Genomic DNA, 18,970 nt, shown 5'->3' with positions numbered 1-18,970 from the left:
GTTGCTTTCATCAGGCTCAATCTGTACGTAAAGATAGATTTGCAGTACTGGCTCGACAATCCATTCCTTGAACCTCCTGAACCAGCTCCCGAATATCGGCAGGGGGTCCTTTTTCCAGAATATAGCTGAACCATCGCCTGAACATATTTGCAAGCCGGCATTTGGAAATGCTATTTTTATTTAGGACAGTATTGTTTTCATTACTAACGTCTATTAAACTTTAAATTTTTTAAATTAAAAATTACTTTTATGAAAACAACCTGCACACAACAGAGCAAGCGAAGGCTATTGCCGTTGCTTCTCTTTGCAATGCTGCTTTTTGGTTCCGGGCTTCGCGCCCAGGTAACTGTAGGGGATGGAACTGCCCCGCAGAATTTCTCCATATTGGAGATATCCGCTAAAAACACCAAAGGAGGGATCAGACTGCCACACCTGACTACTGCCGAAAGGGATGCCCTCAAAAACGGGGCAGTTAATTTCGAATCTGATCCTGATCGTGATCCTGATGCTCCTTTCCTCTACGAAGGGCTGACTATCTACAACATCGATACCCGCTGTGTAGAGTTCTACAATGCTGAGAAATGGATTAGCATGTGCGCCGGAGGCGAGGTATGTCCACCACCTGCTATGCCGGGGATTATCCGGTTCAGCACTACAGGGCCGGTTAACAAGAATGCTACATTTGAGGCGCAGGTAGACGCCCTGGCCGGAATTACCTACATATGGAGCATTCCTTCCACCTTTGCCATTGTGGGATCCAACACTGACAACCCTATAAAGCTGCGGGCTATAACCAGCGGTACACACAGCCTGGCCAATATAGGGGTGACAGCCGTCAACGACTGTGGAAGCTCCAGCAGTATGCGTGCTGGAGGAGATATGATTGTGGTAAATCCATGTGAGACGGGGCCTGCCGCTGTAAATACCAGTAAAATAACGGTAACCAACACCAATTCGGGGACAGGAACAGCAGGCGACCCCTACCTGGTGACGGTAGGCGAAACCTTTACCCTGACCTATCCTACAGGAAATGATGTATACACCTGGTCGCTGAGTAATGCCGGACTGAATTATTTCGAGATAGTATCGCAGGGCAACGGTACCATTACCCTGCGTGCCCGCAGCTATAATGTAGACGGGGCGGCATGCGCCGCAAATGCGATACAGCTGCGTGCCAGCAATGAGTGTGACGATACAGCCCAGCCTGTAGCCTCGGGCAAACGCATAAAAATAGTTTCGGCTCCTGTAGCCTGCGAAGAGCCGGATGCGCCTAATATCACATTCTCTCCTACAGCGGTGATGTTGGGTGAAACATTTGTGGCCAGTGTGCCTGTGGTAGCGGATATCACCTACACATGGGGTGTAGGCGCCGGGCTGGAAATAGTGTCCACTACAGCTAATACGGCTACCATAAAAGTATTGACGGCTGGCAACAAACTACTTAGCAGTGTAAATGTAACAGCGACCAACGATTGCGGAAAGTCTGCCATTGCAACAGGTAGCGGTACGTTGACTGTGACAAATCCTGCGAATCTGCTTCCGGGCGCAGGTACATTTACCGGAAAGGCCTGCTTCGATGTGGTGGAAAGCAACGATGGTGGTGGTTGCGGAACAAAGGCAAGCCGTGACGCGCAGAGAACTGACTTTGCAGACCGCACAGTACAGAACCCTGCGGGTACCAACAAGGATCGCCGTCCGTATACAGGTGTACAGGTATATACCTTTACCACGAGCGGAACAGTCAGCAAGCTGCGCTTTGCAGCCATTGACGCTGACCAATCGGCACCAGTGGTTGATCACATTGAGTATACCGAATCATGGAAAACAGCTAACAGCCTGAGCGGTACATATACCGTAACGGTTTATTACAAAGACGACCTGAATACCCGGGCTGCCAATAAAAACCGTGCTGATGCCTTGAAATCCACTATATATGCCATATACAACGATGCCGCAAACGGCAGCGGTACGGATAAAATGCTTAAACTGAATGTTTCGGTAATGGATTGTGTGTGTTGTCCGGGATATCTGGCTGTAGGGGGAGAATATACTCAGACAACAGCAGGGTATTTGACTTTTGCCAATAATTCTAATTCTGTAACCATTGCTCCTTACTTTACTGCTACTGGTAAGGATGTTTGCTTCTACAAAGCCGATGCACCTATTTCAGGTACTTTAGGATGGGAATACGCAACTACAGGCTGCAGAAATGGTGTAAGTAATGATACAGGCAACACTAGTTTTATTGATCCAGAACATCGTCCTATTGGTGGTTGGCGTTTACCTACTATCGCTGAGTTGATGGCTCTCCAAAATATACGCGATAATCTGGTAGGCCACCCAGACTCTGCCCCTGAAACCATGAATCTAGGACCTGGTTATTGGAGTTCAAGTGAGGTCTCGAAAACACGTGTCTGGTTCTGGTCATACAGTACCGGTACTGCGCAGAGACAGATTATTGAAAACGTGTCTGCTAAGGCGCGTTGTGTCCGGAGTTTTTGATTAAAAATTAAAAGTTAAAAACCGAAAATTAAAATAACAGATGCACATATGTATGTGCATCACCCGCAGGCCGTTGGTTCTGCCTGCGGGAACAAACGAATTCCCCCGCCCTGTTGTAGGGGCGACTTGCTGGTCGCCCGTTGATACAGTTTTCATTGTTCATTTCGGGCGACCGGCAGGTCGCCCCTACGATTCATCCACCCGTAGGGACAGGGCTCTACCCTGTCCGCAAATAATATCGCAACCGTTTGGATAAACGGACAGGGCAGAGCCCTGTCCCTACGGTGATAAAAAATGAATAGGATTATCTATTTGGACAGTGGACAATGAAAATTACTGTCCATTATCAACAAAAAAAGGAACAAACAAAAAAGAATAAAAAAAGTGTTACTTTTGCACAGTAAAATTATCTATATATACAATGGACTGTTGACAGTGATTTTCATTATCCACTATCAACTGTCAATTACCAACTAAAATGTGTTACTTTTGTCACTTTTTGAACATAAACAACTTATTATGAGAACATTAAAATTTTTAATATTCGTCACTTTTTGTACAGGCTGTCACCTTTCAGCCCAGGAAATACAGCTGCAGGCACCAGCATTATCCGGCAAGGACGCCAAACTCTATTACTTCACAGGGGCAAAGGTCGATTCGCTTGTGTCCGTGGTGGATGGTTCGGGCAAGGCTATACTTTCCATCCCCGGCAAGGATTACCGGGGCATGGCTACATTAGTAGTTCCCGGTTCGGGAGGTATCGAATTGGTCGCTGCCGAACCTGTTGTCTCGGTACAGAGTAGCGCTAGCCAGCTAAATACCGAAACAGTCAGCTTTCCCTCGTCCAAAGAAAACTCCTTTCTCAAGCATATCTTTACCTCCCAGAGCCGCTATATGCAGCAGCAGTCGTGGCTACAGGCAGGCAGCCAGCTGTTCGATGCCGGATCGCCCTTCCTTACGCAGCTTCAACCCGAATTAGATAAGGTCAATGCTTCGATGCAGGCATTGGACAAAGAGATTAGTTCATCGTCCCTCTATGCAGCCCGCTATTACCGTCTGGCAGATTTTATGAACCGCCTGTTCGACACCGAGCAAAAACGGGATAGTGAAAGAGCTGCCCTTATCCGCCGCGAGATGGAAGAAAGCCTTGATATTGCTTCGCTTTACCGCTCCGGACAACTATGGAGCAGCGTCCTCAATTTCTACATCAGCCTGTTCAACCATACCGCAGGCACGGACAAGCAGCAGCAATATGTCGCATCTGTACAGCGTACGCTGCAACGGCTGCCCGCTCCTTACTACGAAGCGTTTCTGGCAGGCTGCATCACCGAAACAGAACGGTTTGGCTGGCGTGAGGCGCAGGATGGCATCCTTGCGGCAGTTCATCCACAGTTTGCGCCTTCCATCAGAAGCCTGCAACGGGCTATAGGGGCATACCGTGCTAAGAACAGCAAAGAGATGCCTGCTATCGTGGGTTTAGATAATACCAATGAAACATATACCCGGACACTGGTCGCTTTCTACGATTCGGATTGCAGTTCGTGCGTCAATGAAATGTTCCGCCTGGTTGTGGCTTATCCTCAGTTAAAGGAGAAAGGAATCAGGGTGGTTTCTGTTGCCGCCGATACGGACAAGAAGAAGTACGAAAAGGGCATCAAAGACTTCCTGTGGACAGACAAGCTGTGCGATTTCAGAGGTTTTGAGGGTGAGAATTTCTCAAATTATAATGTGGTGGGTTCGCCGTCTTTCTATCTGTTGGATAAGGATAACAAGTTAGAGGGGATGTATTTTGCGGTAAGCGATGTGGAAGAAGCAATAAAGAATTAGATAATAATGCGAATCAAGGGTTAAATGTGCCGTTAGGCACATCATATTGGTAGAAACATGAATGAAATTCGTTTTTTTGTGCCGTCAGGTACAAAATGTGAATTGTTCTGTAGATATTGCGTACCTGACGGCACGCAATTAACCGGTTAAAGCCTCTTTCTACCAACATTCAGTCCCTAAAGGGACAAAAAATAGCACATTTAACCCTTGATTCGCATTAATAATAAATTACTTTGAGTTATATATTTGCGAATACTTCACTTTATGACAATTTGGTAAAGTAAAATTTAGGCCGGAGCCGGATAATTAAGTGTCTTCCTCATATTCCCATTCATCACCGGCTCTATTGCGCCATGCCTTCCAGCCATATTGCAGAAAGTATATTTCGTTTACAGTCGGGTCTAACTTCGTGATACATTCCAAGCTGACTAATTTTGCATCGTTAAAGTCTGGTTCGGAAGAACTATGAAACTGCCAGTCGCCATCATCGTTATGATATACAAACAAGATTGGCTCTCCATCAAGCACCTGCTTTGTCGTATATACTCCAAGATTCCTTTCTTCAAAGAATTTGAAATCAGTATTCCGGTCTAACAAAGGCTGATAGAATTTCCAGTCCTTATTAAATTCTTCCTCCCAGGGGAATTTTCCTGCTTTATCCGGCCAAACCAGTTGCAGCACCGGAAAATCGAAACTCAAATCATAAAACCATCCGCCATATCCCAGATAATCAGCATAAAAAGCCTCATCAACCGGTAAAAAACAAACCTCGTACCCACTCAGAAAGCCGGGATATAATTTATTCGGCACCAGCACTTCTCCGGCTTGCACTATATCCCGCACATGATTGAGTAAAGCCCCTAATAAGTCTGTAGGCAGCCCGAAACAGATAATCTCAGGATGGTTATACTTCTTATATAGCCCGATAGTATATGCAAAGGCGGGCATATAATTGTCAGCTTCGAGTAAAGCTAGGTGGCAGCCATATTTTTCGATATTATCCAGAATCGCCTGTTTTGCCTGCTTGTCGTGTTCTTCATGAGAGCCTGTCATACTAGATATGTTTTATTAAAACCAACGACTTGCTTTTGCCTCGGATAGAGGAAAAAACCAGAGAGTCCGTCACTAAGAAGTGCAGACGGCATTATTAATGCCAATCAGGAGTTGAGGAATGGCTTGAAAAGCCAAATCTTCATAACCGCGGGTCATCGACCTGCGGAAAAAGGATGGGCAATACCAGCTGTCTGAAAGACAGGACATACTGTGTGTCCTGCCGCTTCGGGCAGGGGGAGTGTAATTGTCCCTTGCTGCGTAAGCTACGCTGCGCTTGCATACGGTTATGAAGATTCTGCCTTTCAGGCAGGTGTTGAGCTGCTTTCAACCCTTGATTCGCATTAATATACCCTGCCTTAATTCAGATTCATTTTTCTGGCAATTGCAGAAGGTACAGCAGCCTTATTTACCATGATGCTTGTAGTTTTGTATTTAACAAAAGCTTCAGATGCATACCATATTCCTTTATACTTGCCGGCTTCGCCCCATGAGTTTTTTACCAGATAGTATTTAGTTCCGTTCTGGTCTTTCACGATGCCATATATCTGCATGCCGTGATCGTCTGTCGTTTCCTGATTGTCAAAGGCGATCTGGCGCATTTCCTGAGTGATTACCTTTTCTTTCACAGGGCCCTGGTCTATCATTGACCTCAGGCGTGTATTCTTCTCGTTGCGCGACAAGCCTAACCAATGAGCCTGATCGGAACCTACATTCTCAGGAGCCTGATCGTCAGGTATGACGGCGACACCGCTGCGGGTAAAGCCTACCTCGCTTACGTCTGTTGCCCATGCTACAGTATATCCGTTATTTATGGCATTGTCTATTACCTGAATCATTTCATCTACAGGTACATTGTATGACAGCGCCCAACGCCAGTTGTCTGGTATTTCGATTGCAAACGGAGCGTAAAACGGATGATGAGTAAATGAAGTCACAGAAACATAGTTCTTGCTGGTCAGCCCTAAAGACTGAGCAAGTGATTGTGGGGTATAAGTCTTTCCCTGATATTGGAAATCCTGAGGTACAGCCCCGAAATAAGCATCCAAAACACTGTTGAAGCCTTTTCCCCATACAGGAGAAATACGTCCGCTCTTATTACCGGCGATCCCTTTTACATAGCCACTCAAAGCTGCTTCTATTTCGCCATGATTATGCGTAGTTTCCCCATAATTAAGACCTGTATATACATCGTTAGGCACAACTCCGTATTCATCCAGAGTCTCTACCACATCGGCAAACGCACCTCCTTGGGCGAAGTTAAGGTTTCCCCCTACCCTTACATACTTATCAGCTTTATCCGCATAGTTACGACGTACAATGTACATTTCCGAGAGGTCGTGTTCTCCCTTATTCATTTTCAGAAGTTCGGACTCAAGGAAAGCCACTCCGGAAAAGCTCCAGCAGGTACCGCTACTCCCCTGATTTTTGATAGATGTTATCGGGTTTTCTTTTACTACAGTAAACTGATAGCCGGCCGGATTTTCTTCCTGAGCATATATACCTAAGGTAACAAGTAACAATAAAGGTAAAATAAATAGTTTTCTCATATAATTTGATTGATTTTTAGTTGTTTATCTAAAGTTTATTCTTTTTTATTCAGTTCCTGATACAGGCTTTTGTGCGGCTTCTTTTTTCAGTTCGGGGTATGCAACGCGCAGATGGCGCATGCTTACAAGTTTATCACAAAAGACTTCTTTCACCTGCTCTATATCTTTAAATGTAATAGGCGCGTTCTTAAATAGCCCATCGCTCAGCTGTGTATCGATCAAACGGTTTACAAGCTCCGTAATGGCTTCTTTGCTATTATCCTTCAGGCTTCTGGAAGCAGCCTCAACGGTATCGGCCATCATCAGCAACGCGGTCTCCCTTGTAAAGGGATTAGGACCCGGATAGGTAAAATCCGCTTCATCCACTTCTTCGTCAGGATGGCTGTTTACATAGGAATTATAAAAGTATTTCGCTTTCCCTTTTCCATGATGGGTTTCGATGAAGTCGATTATCTGTTGCGGAAGATTGTTTTTCTTGGCAATCCTTACTCCTTCCATCACATGGTCTATGATAATGCGGGCGCTCTCTTTTTCGGTCAGCCCGGCATGAGGATTAATCCCTTCAACCTGATTTTCGGTAAAGAATATCGGGTTTACCATTTTGCCTATATCGTGATACAAGGCTCCGGTACGTACCAGCGTAGCATTTGCCCCAATACGATGGGCCGCGGAAACAACGAGCGTAGACACCTGCATAGAATGCTGGAATGTGCCCGGAGCAACCTCCGACAACTGTTGCAGCAAAGGCCTGTTTGTATTCGACAGTTCTATCATGCTTACTTCCGACATGAAACCGAATACCCTCTCGCACATATAAACCAGCAGGTAAGCAAAGGTTACAAATACAAAATTGATACAGAAGTAAATATATACCCTCGAATTTTCCTTTATGAGTGAAATATCGCCTTCGGTACAGAGTATCCACGCGGTAAACGACACGATATAGGTAACAAGGATAAGCAACGCGCAGTAAACCAGCTGCGACCTTTCCGAGAGGTTGCGCAAACTAAATATACACATATAACCTACGAGAATCTGCACAGCTATAAACTGAGCCATCTGCGCCAGCGGAAGCATTATAGCGCATATCAGTATGGTAATGATATGTGTAGTGATCGCCGTACGCGAGTCGATAAATGTACGGATAAGAATAGTAGGTATGGCGAAAGGTATGACATACATTAGCGTGAACATCTTAGCATCGGCCATTATCCCCGTTATAATAGGGAAGATAATAACCATAAGCAACATGAAGATGACATTCTTCTTGTTCTTGTATTCTGCGATACGATAGAATTTGAGGTATACCATCAGGGTCATGATAAGGAGTGTAACCATGAGCAATTCCCCGAAGATAAGCCATCCGGGTTTGGCCTTGGTGCCTACCTTCCCTTCCACCTCTTTGCTATAGGAGTCGAGGATATTCTTGAGCCTCGCGTCTACTATTTCCCCCCGGTCTATTATCTTCTCCCCATACTGTATCTCCCCTTCATATAAGGAAACCTGCTGAAGCATATCATTCTTTATACTCAATGATGTTTTTTCATCATAGAGGATATTCACATTCAGATAATCATTCAGGTTTATCGACTTTAGATGAGCGATATCGATATGGGCGGGGGCATCGTCCAATATTTTTTCGTATCCCTGCCGCGGTGTATAAAAAGATGCTATATGCCTTGTAGCCGCTATGTTATTGCCCGTCTCGCTACGGAGCATCAGTTGCTTTTTATTCAGTTGCTGAATCCGTTCATAATTTTCAGCTGATATAACGCCGGCTTTATAGATTTCTGTGAATTTCCTGTTTATATAACTAATATAATCTTCGGGTACACTCTTGGCTCTGGCATCCTGCACAAACTGAGTCGAAGATTTTTTAGCGACAGCACCATCTAGCTGATAATATGGCAGGTAAGTTTGCATAATGCTATCCTTCTCCTGCTGTATCTGCGCATCGGATTTATGTATATGAAATTTGAAAGGAGCCGTGAGCAAGCCATATTGCCAAGGCCTGTTCTCATCATAGCTGTATTTATATTTGCCTTCGCGCGGGAGGAAATATACAATAATTACAATAGCTGCTATGAAAAATACGAATGTAGGTATCTTAATCTTGCCGATATATTTGTCGATTTTTGCCATGCGATGATAGTTATAAATTACGAGTTACAAGAAAAAGTGACAAAAGTGCTAAGTACATGACAAAAAATATATACTATCATTCTAACCCTTCCCCCTTCGGGTACTTCCCTTTATCAAAAGGGAAGAGTGCCTGACGGATCAAACGGCATCTGTCTTCGCTTTGCGACTCTCCCCTCGCTTCTCCCTCTCCTTTTGGGGAGGGCCGGGGTGGGGTCGGGAGTGCCCAAAGGGCGAGGGGTTGAACCTTAATATTCTCTTTTTTGTCATGCACTGTGTAAAAGTGACACTTTTTATTCCTTTTACAGTGTTACTTTTCCTCCTCACTACTCCTATATATAGATAAATATATAGAAAAAGGATAACTCTTAAAATACAAATCTACAAGATTATTTTTTATTAGAAGAAATATACAGGCTAAAATCAGTTAACAGTCAACAGTTAGCAGTTTATAAATAACCCTATCTATATTGCCAACTACAAGTCGATAACCTTCATTACACGCTGTACAACGCCGGCATTGGAGCGCACATAATTTCCGGCATGTAATCCGGCAGCATGCAGCGTTTCGTTATATTGGAGGAATTCATCCATCAGCCCCCTGAATGCCTGATAGTCGGATACGGAATAACCGCCGCCGCATTCGATCATCTGTTGTGCCTCACGGAATTTTTTGAAGTTAGGGCCAAATATGACCGGTATATCATACACTGCGGCCTCCAGTATATTATGTATGCCAACACCAAAGCCTCCACCGATATATGCCATTTGCCCATAGCGGTATATGGACGAAAGCAATCCGAAATTATCGATAATAAGGCAATCATAATCGCCCATCATTTCGGGTATGGCTTTCGAATATCTTATGTGAGGGCGCTGCAGATTACTTTCTATGTATTTCAGGTGTGCCTCATCTATCTCGTGAGGCGCTATTATCAGTTTAAGGTCTGTAGTGATATTAAAATACGGGATAAGTATATCCTCATCTTTAGGCCATGTACTGCCCGCGACAAATATCCGTTCGCTTTCCTGCTTCGCCTTTTTCTCAAAAGCCTCGGCTATCGGCAGTTGCTTTGCCTGCTTCTGTATGTCCAGCACCCTGTCGAAACGTGTATCACCACATACTTCTACATTGGTTATATCAATTTTAGAAAGCAGTTTCGCTGAACTGTCATCCTGAACACATATACATTTGTACTTCCTCAGCAGTTTGCGCATATCATACCCGTACCATCTGAAAAATATCTGGTTAGGACGAAAAATGGCCGATACCATGTATACAGGGATATCCTTTTTGTAAAGCCGGTTAACGAAGTTGTACCAAAATTCATATTTAATAAAAATTGCCATTTTCGGCTGAACCAGTTTCAGGAACTTCTTTACATTCCTTCTCTTATCGAAAGGCAGGTAACAGATAACATCTGCCAGCGGATAATCTTTCCTTACCTCGTACCCCGAAGGGGAAAAAAATGTCAGTAATATTTTATATTCGGGATGTGTACGCTTCAGCTCCTCCATGATAGGGCGCCCCTGCTCAAACTCACCTAAAGACGCGGCATGAAACCAGATGTATTCGGCATCTTTATCTATCTTCTGCTTCAAAATTTTGTAAGTCTGCTTATGACCGACGATCATTTTCCTTGCTTTCTTATGAAACGGGGAAACAATGCGGACTACAAGTGCATACAGATATATGGCAAGGTTATAAAAAAACAGCATCTCTTATTATTTTATATTTAAGATGGCCTTCTCAAGACGAGCGACTGTCTCATCTTTCCCGATAACGGCTGTTATATCAAACATGTGAGGCCCCTTCGACTCTCCTACTACAGCCAAACGGAAAGCATTCATGATGTTTCCCAGATGGTAACCTTTCGATTCAATCCAGCCTTTTACAATTTCCTCCTGATTATGGGCCGAAAAATCACTTATCCCTTGCAGTACCTCAATCAGTTCCTGCATCTGGGCGGGCGATTCTTCTTTCCAGCGTTTTTTCACCACTTTTTCATCGTATGCTTCAGGGGCTACAAAGAAGAAAGAGGACTGATCCCACAGTTCTTTTACAAAATTCACACGTTCTTTTACCAGGCCAACTACCATCTCTATATATTGAAGCGGGAAATCTACTCCTTTTTCTTCAAGTATAGGATAAAAGATGTTAGCGATTTCACTGTTGGGTCTCAACTGAATATACTGGTGGTTGAACCATTTTCCTTTTTCATAATCGAACTTAGCCCCGCTTTTACTACATTTTTCGAGGGAGAAGAGCTGTATAAGTTCGTCCATCGACATGATCTCCTGGTCGTTGCCCGGATTCCATCCGAGAAGTGCAAGGAAGTTGATGACCGCTTCGGGTAAATAACCGCTCTCCCTGTAACCTGACGAAATTTCGCCGCTGTGCGGGTCTTTCCATTCTAATGGGAATACAGGGAACCCCAGACGATCGCCGTCACGTTTGCTGAGCTTGCCATTGCCTTCCGGTTTCAACAACAAAGGAAGGTGTGCAAATTGCGGCATGGTGTCTTCCCAGCCGAAGGCCTGATACAGCAATACATGCAGTGGTGCAGAAGGCAGCCACTCTTCGCCACGGATAACATGGGAGATTTCCATCAGATGGTCATCTACTATATTCGCCAGATGATAAGTTGGCAAATGATCGGCAGATTTGTAAAGAACCTTGTCGTCGAGGACAGACGAATTATATTTTACCTCTCCACGTATAACGTCATTTACCAGCACTTCTTGTCCCGGCTCTATTTTGAATCGTACGACATACTGGTTTCCGGCATCTATCAGGGATTGTACTTCATTCTCCGGCAAGGTAAGCGAGTTCCTCATTTCACTGCGAGTAGAAGCATCGTACTGGAAATTACTTACAACTTCACGCTTGGCCGCTAATTCTTCAGGGGTATCGAACGCGATATATGCCGTTCCTTTTTCTAAAAGTATGTCTACATATTTCTTATATATCTCTTTCCTTTCAGACTGGCGGTATGGGGCATGGGCACCTCCTGCATGCGTTCCTTCATCAAAGCGCAAACCCAGCCATGTAAGGGCTTCTATGATATATTCTTCCGCCCCGGGAACAAAACGTTGCGAATCGGTATCTTCGATACGAAGGATGAAGTCGCCATTATTCTTTTTAGCAAAAAGATAATTGTATAACGCTGTACGCACCCCGCCTATATGTAAAGGCCCGGTGGGACTTGGTGCAAAACGCACCCTAACTTTCTGAGACATACTTTATATTTTTTAAAGAAGCTACAAAATTATACAAAATATTGCAAACTAACGGCTACAACGAAAGAGATATTCGTAAATGTTTATATATCATTATTTTTTAGTACTTTTGGCAGAAATTTTTCTATAAGCATGAGAACAAAAATACTGAACACTCTTTTTATCATATTCCTTATCGGGCTGATATACAACTTCATTCAAGGTATACTTTTCCCATACACATACAGTAGCTGGCAAATATCCGAGTTTATGATCAATTATCAGGGAGGATTTGTCAGAAGGGGGTTATTAGGAGAAGTATTATATTACCTTGCAAAAAATTACAATCTTGATATTATACTGACAGTAAAAATATTATGTACTGTTTTATTCATATTGGTATGTTCGTTCTTTGTGTATGCTTTCAGACGAAAGGGTTATTCGTTATATATTCTGCCTTTATGCTTTTTTTGTGGAGCTCATATTATAAGTGAATTGCCCATACTACATTTTTGGGTTCGCAAAGACAACCTGATGATTCTCTTCTTTATACTTATTTTATTAGTTTACAATAAAATAAATACTCATTTTATTATAAGAATATTATTAATTAATTTATTATCAATATTTGTTATATTGAATCATGAGGTCTTTATCTTCTTCTCTCTTCCGATCCTCTTTCTATTATTATTTAATCATTTTAAACCTAAAGGTAATTATCTTGCTTGCAGTTATTCCTTTGCATGTTTATTTCCTGCTGTCTTTATATTTATAATAGTCACTATTGCACATGGAGATGAAAATACGGCAGTATCTATATGGAATTCTTGGCAGCAGGTATTACCTGACGGAATATCGTCTATAGGTCCTGCGGTCAGTGCTTTAGGATGGGACGGAGTGCAAATTTTTAAAATGCACTTCCTAAACAATTTCTTTACCATTACTGAAGATTCAATATGGACTTTACTTATGTGGGCAATTATTCTCCCTGTTATTTATTATATTTCAGTTAATGTTTTACTGGTTTTTAGGAAAAAACCAAACATCTATACAGAAAAACACAAAACAATATTGTCTTCTGTTTTTTTATTTCAATTATTTTGTCTTTTTCCTGTATTTTGCATCCTATCTTGTGACTTTGCCCGTATATTCTTCTATCTCTCGGCAAGCTCATTCGCTATTTTCTTAATCGTACCTTTTCATTTATTGGAAAATCTATTCCCTCCAATAATAAATAAGCTGGCTTTCAGAATTAACCAACAGGCTGATATGATTTTACCTCCTACTAAATCAAGTGTGGCTTTTCTAATGATATTCATTGGTGTATCAAATAATTTCACTTTCTGTCTAAATGAAGCTGCATCAAACAGCTTACTTATCTCGACACTGAGAACCATATCTTTATTTTTTAAATCAATAGTCGAACTCTTTTCTATATAAGAAAAACAGCCGAAAGTCACTCTCTCAGCTGCTCATCCACTAAACTATCAATTCTTTATTTTCGTATATTACCCCTTCCGGACTGATTGGTATTTATATTTTTGTATTTCAATCCAGTGACGTTGATACTGGCACTACCAGAGGCACTGGCGGAAATATTATCGGCAGAACCGGTAAGCGTTACATTAGAGCCGCCGCTAGCCGCCACATTGACATTGTCCGCTCTTTTTGTCTCAATATTAGCGGTGCTACCACCGGAGGACGCAACATTTAATCTCCGGGTTTTTATTTGCCTTATACTACAAGCGGAACCTCCGGAAGCTGCAATATTACATTCATCTATATCAATCTTTTTTATATCAACACCGGAGCCACCCGAAGTGGTAAGCGATATTTTCTTCACATTCTTCAGTTCATCGGAAAAGAACCGTGAACCTCCGGACAGGATCACGGCATCCAGCTTCTCCGCCGATAGATACACTTTTGTGCCGCCGCTTCTGCCTCCGCCTCTCCGGCTCAGTATCAGAGAGCCATCTCTAACAGAAACATTTATCTTATCTCCTTTATCTACATCTGCCGTATACGATTTCGCATGAGAGAAATAGACCTCTATACCTGCACTACTGACAACAGTGCCATAGGGGCTAACCGTGAATTTTTCCCTGTCCGCCGTTTTTGTTGTTCCACAAGAGCTAAACAGTACAATCAAGCTCAATATAATAACGCTACTAACTGTTTTCATACACATTATATTTTAATTCATTAGATTAGCGGATTTTCACATCCCCATAGTTACCTGATATGCCTATCGTTATCGTTGGGGTTTTCGACCCTATTCGCCCCTTTTTTACCATCCGGGAAGATGTACTGCTTTGTTCTGAATATTTTACTTTATGTTTATTTGAAACATCCAGATCTCCCTGCCCCAGCTGAATATCGAAAGACGCACTCATATTATCGGGAATATTTAGTACAACGTCCGAATAATTCCCTTTTACACTAACACTCGACTTTTGCGAAAAGGACTTAATCTTTATGTCTGAATAATTACAGGAGATCCGCATACCCGACTGGAGTTTGTCCACAGATATATCCGCATAGTTGAACTTCCCGTCCATATCTCCCAATGTACCAACTTTAAATTCTCCTGACATCGATTTTTGCCCTGTAGAAATAGTACGTACATCGTCTACAACAAAGTCACTGTATGCACCCGAAACATCCAATCTGTTCACTTTGCCTATTCTTACTTTAGAGTAAGAGGCTGACAGGTCAATATCCTGCAACTTGTCGATAGTCACTTTTCCGTATCTGTCTTTAATAACAGGCTTAATTGCCGAAAATTCTTCCGCATCGAGAGTGCTATAGGATAAATCCGCCGTAAATTGAGACTGGAAGTTATTCATTTTTACTTTCCCGTATCGCAGGTTGATATTTAGCTTTGTGTTACGGGGAATATTTACAATAAAGTTGATAGGATTTGCCCCCGAACTCTTGCTTCTTATTGTAAGCTGCCCATCCTTTACAGAAGAAACAACAGCGCTTTTCTGGATGTAATCGCCAAAATACTGAATCTCCAGTTCTACATTTTTAGATTTCGATTCCCTGATTACAATATTCCCATATTGATGGGAAAAATCAATCCCGGAGATATTTGAAAATTTTTTATTATCAATCTGTTTTGGGTTTCCGCCTTTTTGCTCCACAGAAAATCCATCCGGGTTTCCAAAATTGTAATTATAGTTATATATCCTCACCTGTTTCGACAGATTTTCTTTATTTGCTTTCAGGTTCTCTTTCAATTCGCCGAAATCGAAAGACTCCATATTCTTAAAATTCTCTTTCATTGCCAACAACTGACTGGTGTCAATGTCGAAATCGAAATCGAAAGCATCCGGATCAACTGTATATTCTTCAAAGTTTGGGATTACAATAACATTGGAGCCGTCAAGGTTCTTCTTGCCTTTATATATCCGGATAGTATCCTGAGGCATGCTTTCTATCATCTCTGTAATTGCTTCTGATTGTAAAAAAGCAAAACAGCATAAACTGATAAGTAATATATATTTTTTCATTGCTTGTAGTATTAAGTAACAGGATGAGTTTATGATATATTTTGAGTTATAATTTTTTTCTTATTGTTCGGCTTTCATTATTAGCAAACAGGTTTGCAATCTTAGCATTTGGTATGTTTGCCCAATTTTTCGTCTATATTTTCCAAAACATTAATATTTGTCTTATAATGCTTTACCAGATAGTGTATCGCCATTTCCTGATCTTCATTACTGGCTATTTCTTTTACAAAATCTTCATTACTGGCTACTATCCGTTGTATATCCTTTGTTAACCGTTCCTGATTCTCGGAATCGGTGTATGCCAGTTTGCACATAATATCCGCGATCTTCTCTTCCATCTGCTGGTTATAGAATGAATTTGTCGTTCTAAATTCATCGGAAGCATTGATTTCTGTAGGAACAGGGATGCTATCCCCAATATCTCCCGGCGTGTACACCCTTATGGCCACAGCTATCAAAACGGCGATGGACGCGGCAACGGAGAATATGCTAATTAGCTTTACCCTCTTCGCACGTTTTGCCTCAGGCTTCACCTGTTTTTTCAGCAAAGCCTCAAATCGGCCTGCATGACCAAGAGATGGTTCCTTGTCATCGAATAAATCCCTGTCCCCTTCTATTTTTTTTCTTATATTATCCATTACAGTATCCCTTTCTCTCAAATAAGTTCCAACAATTTCTGCTTAGCTCTCATATATTGTATACGCACCGTTCCGGGCGCAATATTTAAAATCTCACTGATTTCTTCGTGGTCATAGCCTTCAATCAGATATAGATTGATGATTAACCGGCTTGTTTCGGGCAGTCGGGTTATTGCCGCCTTTACCTGTTCCACCTTATCCAGTATTTGCTCCCATTCGTCACTTTCATCCGAATCTTCTACATCATAGTTTATATTTTCATACAGATTGACCGTTTCCAGGCTTTTTTTCCTGAGTTTATCAATCGATGTATTAATCCCGATCCTAACGAGCCATGCCTCGAAAGGCACCGACTCCTTATAGTCGCCCAGAGAGGAAAATGCTTTCAAAAAACTCTCCTGCATCGCGTCTTCCGCTTCGAGGCTATCATACAGAACCCTGTAACATGCATTGTATACCCTCTTATAGAAAGTGGAGTATAACTGCATCTGGGCTTTATGTTGTCCCATTTTACATTGCTCTATAATATTAGAATCGAAGCTTATCATTCATTAAGGCCACAAGCCTGTTTATTAGTTACCCTTCTATCAATATCTACGAATTGAAAAATGGAGTGTTACAAAAAAAGGAATTTTTTTTCAGGAAAAAAATAAAATTACAGGGCAACCTAAATTAATTTTGGTGTGGTTGCCCTGGATTAAAAGAAGGCAAATAGAAAATTTCACAAAAAATAATTAGCTTTGTGATAATAATAAACGACAGGACTGAATAAAAGATTTCGGCCTACACCTTATTATTACTTTATTTACAGGAACAAACAGGTCTGTGACCATCTTTTAAAAATAAAGGACTTATGAGACATCTGAGTTTAATATTCTTTTTTGCTATCGGCATAGGCATACTCCCGGCACAAAACACGGTGAAAATGAGTGCGATAAAAGGGAATAATTATGGCGTAGCCTATTCACTGCCTAAAACGACTGTTGAAGTTACAGTAAATTATACAAAAACAACCCGGAAAGCCGGTGAATTCTACCAATACGCCGAACGTTACCTGAGTATATCAAATCCCATAACCGAAAACAGCGTAAGCTATACACTCGACAATGTGGACGCTACAACGAAGGGAATAGTAGATAAAGATAAATCATATCTGGTGGAATTCCGGTCGAACACAACAGCCCCTTTCGTTACACTGACAAAAGACGGGCTTATATGCGCAATAAACGATGATTACACGTTCCCGAAAGAAATAACAGGACAGACACCGATAAAAGCGCCGGAGGCAACGTTGAACCCACGCAGTTTCCTTTCCGAAGAAATCCTGCGTGCAGGCTCTACAGCCAAACAAGCCGAATTAATCGCCAAACAGATATACCGCCTGAGGGAAAGCCGCACAAATATCCTGACAGGCGATGCCGACAATATGCCTCCTGACGGCAATGCCTACAAGCTGGTAATGTCACAACTCGATGAACAGGAAAAAGCTCTCACAGCCATGTTTGCAGGAACAGAAACGACCGAGACTGGAACAAGGCAATTCACGATAATACCCGATGAAAAGGATATAGAAAGCCGGATAATCTTCCGGTTCTCATCTAAACTGGGTGTAGTAGACGCAAATGACCTCTCCGGCGCGCCTGTATACTTTTCCCTGAAGAACAGAAATCCAATAGAAAAACCGATATTGACACCTAAAGAAGAAAAGGATATGGAGAAGAAATTCTCCGCGGGAATCATTTACAACATCCCCAACAAAGCCGGCCTGAAAATAACATTCAACAGCAAGGACTATGTTAATAAAGAATGCGATATAGCGCAGTACGGCGTGCAGGATGTTTTGGTTCCAAAGATGTTTGATAACAACAAGCTGCCTGTAAAAGTCATTTTCTACCCCGATTTAGGAGCAATAAAACAGATAATACAATAATACATGGCACTGGAAATAGAGCGTAAGTTTCTGGTTAATGGAGACTTTAAACAATATGCCTCCGCTTACGAAGAAGTAGTACAAGGCTACCTGTCCTCCGTAACAGGGCGCACCGTAAGGGTGCGGATCAAAGGGGATAAGGCTTATATCACTATAAAGGGAAAGAGTAACGAATCGGGTGTTACCCGTTTCGAGTGGGAGAAAGAAATATCCATAACAGATGCCCGCGAATTACTGAAATTGTGTGAACCGGGAATGATAGACAAAGTTCGCTACTATATACGAAGTGGCAGGCACACCTTTGAGGTGGATGAATTTCACGGTGAAAACGAAGGATTGATAATTGCCGAAATAGAGCTTTCCTCAGAAGACGAGCAGTTTGAAAAACCCAACTGGCTGGGAAAAGAGGTAACAGGAGACAGGCGCTATTACAATTCTTCGCTGGTAAAGCTGCCTTACACTAAGTGGCAATAAGCGAATAACAGACGATACTTATTACGACATGTTCACCATAGGGGACGAAACAGCGTTCGGCCGTAGCCAATTGCATACGCCCGTTTCGCAGGGCTTATCTTTTCGGACATTATGCAATACACCCCA

General features: G+C 42.4%; 14 protein-coding genes. 5 read left to right on the top strand and 9 right to left on the bottom strand.

The annotated features are described in order from the left end of the window. Window positions 1–249 precede the first annotated feature (249 nt). Window positions 250–2,502, top strand: coding sequence for a DUF1566 domain-containing protein (locus tag D0T84_RS11875; protein WP_163308091.1), 2,253 nt, complete (start codon window positions 250–252; stop codon window positions 2,500–2,502). 519 nt (window positions 2,503–3,021) lie between these two features. Continuing rightward, complete coding sequence (locus tag D0T84_RS11870; RefSeq protein WP_163308090.1) at window positions 3,022–4,329, top strand: peroxiredoxin; 1,308 nt, start codon at window positions 3,022–3,024, stop codon at window positions 4,327–4,329. 306 nt (window positions 4,330–4,635) lie between these two features. On the opposite strand, the gene D0T84_RS11865 is transcribed toward D0T84_RS11870, so the two are convergent. From D0T84_RS11865 to gltX, 5 genes are all read right to left on the bottom strand, one after another. Further along, window positions 4,636–5,382: a DUF4262 domain-containing protein gene (locus D0T84_RS11865; protein WP_163308089.1), complete on the bottom strand. Its 747-nt coding sequence runs from the start codon at window positions 5,380–5,382 to the stop codon at window positions 4,636–4,638. Between the two features lie 356 nt (window positions 5,383–5,738). After that, window positions 5,739–6,929 carry an aminopeptidase C gene (locus D0T84_RS11860; protein WP_163308088.1) on the bottom strand — a complete coding sequence of 397 codons (1,191 nt, stop codon included), beginning with the start codon at window positions 6,927–6,929 and terminating at the stop codon, window positions 5,739–5,741. Between the two features lie 45 nt (window positions 6,930–6,974). Next, on the bottom strand, window positions 6,975–9,071 hold the full coding sequence (locus tag D0T84_RS11855; protein WP_163308087.1) for an HD family phosphohydrolase: 2,097 nt from the start codon (window positions 9,069–9,071) through the stop codon (window positions 6,975–6,977). Between the two features lie 474 nt (window positions 9,072–9,545). Continuing rightward, complete coding sequence (locus D0T84_RS11850) at window positions 9,546–10,787, bottom strand: 3-deoxy-D-manno-octulosonic acid transferase (RefSeq protein ID WP_163308086.1); 1,242 nt, start codon at window positions 10,785–10,787, stop codon at window positions 9,546–9,548. 6 nt (window positions 10,788–10,793) lie between these two features. Beyond that, window positions 10,794–12,308: a glutamate--tRNA ligase gene (gene gltX, locus D0T84_RS11845; RefSeq protein WP_163308085.1), complete on the bottom strand. Its 1,515-nt coding sequence runs from the start codon at window positions 12,306–12,308 to the stop codon at window positions 10,794–10,796. A gap of 132 nt (window positions 12,309–12,440) precedes the next feature. Here gltX and D0T84_RS11840 point away from each other — a divergent pair, with 132 nt between their 5' ends. Further along, on the top strand, window positions 12,441–13,727 hold the full coding sequence (locus D0T84_RS11840) for a hypothetical protein (RefSeq protein WP_163308084.1): 1,287 nt from the start codon (window positions 12,441–12,443) through the stop codon (window positions 13,725–13,727). 55 nt (window positions 13,728–13,782) lie between these two features. Here D0T84_RS11840 and D0T84_RS11835 read toward each other — a convergent pair whose 3' ends face one another. The 4 genes from D0T84_RS11835 to D0T84_RS11820 form a co-directional block, all read right to left on the bottom strand. Continuing rightward, on the bottom strand, window positions 13,783–14,469 hold the full coding sequence (locus D0T84_RS11835; protein WP_163308083.1) for a GIN domain-containing protein: 687 nt from the start codon (window positions 14,467–14,469) through the stop codon (window positions 13,783–13,785). 25 nt (window positions 14,470–14,494) lie between these two features. Continuing rightward, entirely contained in the window at window positions 14,495–15,802 is a 1,308-nt protein-coding gene (locus tag D0T84_RS11830) for a DUF4097 family beta strand repeat-containing protein (protein WP_163308082.1), read from the bottom strand. Between the two features lie 101 nt (window positions 15,803–15,903). Continuing rightward, window positions 15,904–16,440, bottom strand: a complete 537-nt coding sequence (locus D0T84_RS11825) for a hypothetical protein (RefSeq protein WP_163308081.1) — start codon at window positions 16,438–16,440, stop codon at window positions 15,904–15,906. A gap of 17 nt (window positions 16,441–16,457) precedes the next feature. Then, window positions 16,458–16,949 carry an RNA polymerase sigma factor gene (locus tag D0T84_RS11820; protein ID WP_255495336.1) on the bottom strand — a complete coding sequence of 164 codons (492 nt, stop codon included), beginning with the start codon at window positions 16,947–16,949 and terminating at the stop codon, window positions 16,458–16,460. A gap of 344 nt (window positions 16,950–17,293) precedes the next feature. Between D0T84_RS11820 and D0T84_RS11815 the strand changes: the two genes are divergently transcribed. Together D0T84_RS11815 and D0T84_RS11810 are read left to right on the top strand one after the other, a co-directional pair. Then, the gene (locus tag D0T84_RS11815; protein WP_163308079.1) at window positions 17,294–18,370 is read left to right on the top strand and encodes a DUF4831 family protein; all 1,077 of its coding nucleotides are present in this window, start codon (window positions 17,294–17,296) and stop codon (window positions 18,368–18,370) included. 3 nt (window positions 18,371–18,373) lie between these two features. Then, entirely contained in the window at window positions 18,374–18,844 is a 471-nt protein-coding gene (locus D0T84_RS11810) for a CYTH domain-containing protein (RefSeq protein ID WP_163308078.1), read from the top strand. The last annotated feature ends 126 nt before the right edge of the window (window positions 18,845–18,970 follow it).

Source organism: Dysgonomonas sp. 521 (assembly GCF_010501055.1).
GTDB lineage: Bacteria > Bacteroidota > Bacteroidia > Bacteroidales > Dysgonomonadaceae > Dysgonomonas.
The sequence above is the reverse complement of the archived record's forward strand: the minus strand, read 5'-3'. Positions and strand labels throughout refer to the sequence as shown.

Bases quoted from the DNA above. Each gene is read 5' to 3' on its own strand.
- D0T84_RS11875 (WP_163308091.1), top strand. From the start codon at position 250: ATGAAAACAACCTGCACACAACAGAGCAAGCGAAGGCTATTGCCGTTG.
- D0T84_RS11870 (WP_163308090.1), top strand. From the start codon at position 3,022: ATGAGAACATTAAAATTTTTAATATTCGTCACTTTTTGTACAGGCTGT.
- D0T84_RS11865 (WP_163308089.1), bottom strand. From the start codon at position 5,382: ATGACAGGCTCTCATGAAGAACACGACAAGCAGGCAAAACAGGCGATT.
- D0T84_RS11860 (WP_163308088.1), bottom strand. From the start codon at position 6,929: ATGAGAAAACTATTTATTTTACCTTTATTGTTACTTGTTACCTTAGGT.
- D0T84_RS11855 (WP_163308087.1), bottom strand. From the start codon at position 9,071: ATGGCAAAAATCGACAAATATATCGGCAAGATTAAGATACCTACATTC.
- D0T84_RS11850 (WP_163308086.1), bottom strand. From the start codon at position 10,787: ATGCTGTTTTTTTATAACCTTGCCATATATCTGTATGCACTTGTAGTC.
- gltX (WP_163308085.1), bottom strand. From the start codon at position 12,308: ATGTCTCAGAAAGTTAGGGTGCGTTTTGCACCAAGTCCCACCGGGCCT.
- D0T84_RS11840 (WP_163308084.1), top strand. From the start codon at position 12,441: ATGAGAACAAAAATACTGAACACTCTTTTTATCATATTCCTTATCGGG.
- D0T84_RS11835 (WP_163308083.1), bottom strand. From the start codon at position 14,469: ATGAAAACAGTTAGTAGCGTTATTATATTGAGCTTGATTGTACTGTTT.
- D0T84_RS11830 (WP_163308082.1), bottom strand. From the start codon at position 15,802: ATGAAAAAATATATATTACTTATCAGTTTATGCTGTTTTGCTTTTTTA.
- D0T84_RS11825 (WP_163308081.1), bottom strand. From the start codon at position 16,440: ATGGATAATATAAGAAAAAAAATAGAAGGGGACAGGGATTTATTCGAT.
- D0T84_RS11820 (WP_255495336.1), bottom strand. From the start codon at position 16,949: ATGGGACAACATAAAGCCCAGATGCAGTTATACTCCACTTTCTATAAG.
- D0T84_RS11815 (WP_163308079.1), top strand. From the start codon at position 17,294: ATGAGACATCTGAGTTTAATATTCTTTTTTGCTATCGGCATAGGCATA.
- D0T84_RS11810 (WP_163308078.1), top strand. From the start codon at position 18,374: ATGGCACTGGAAATAGAGCGTAAGTTTCTGGTTAATGGAGACTTTAAA.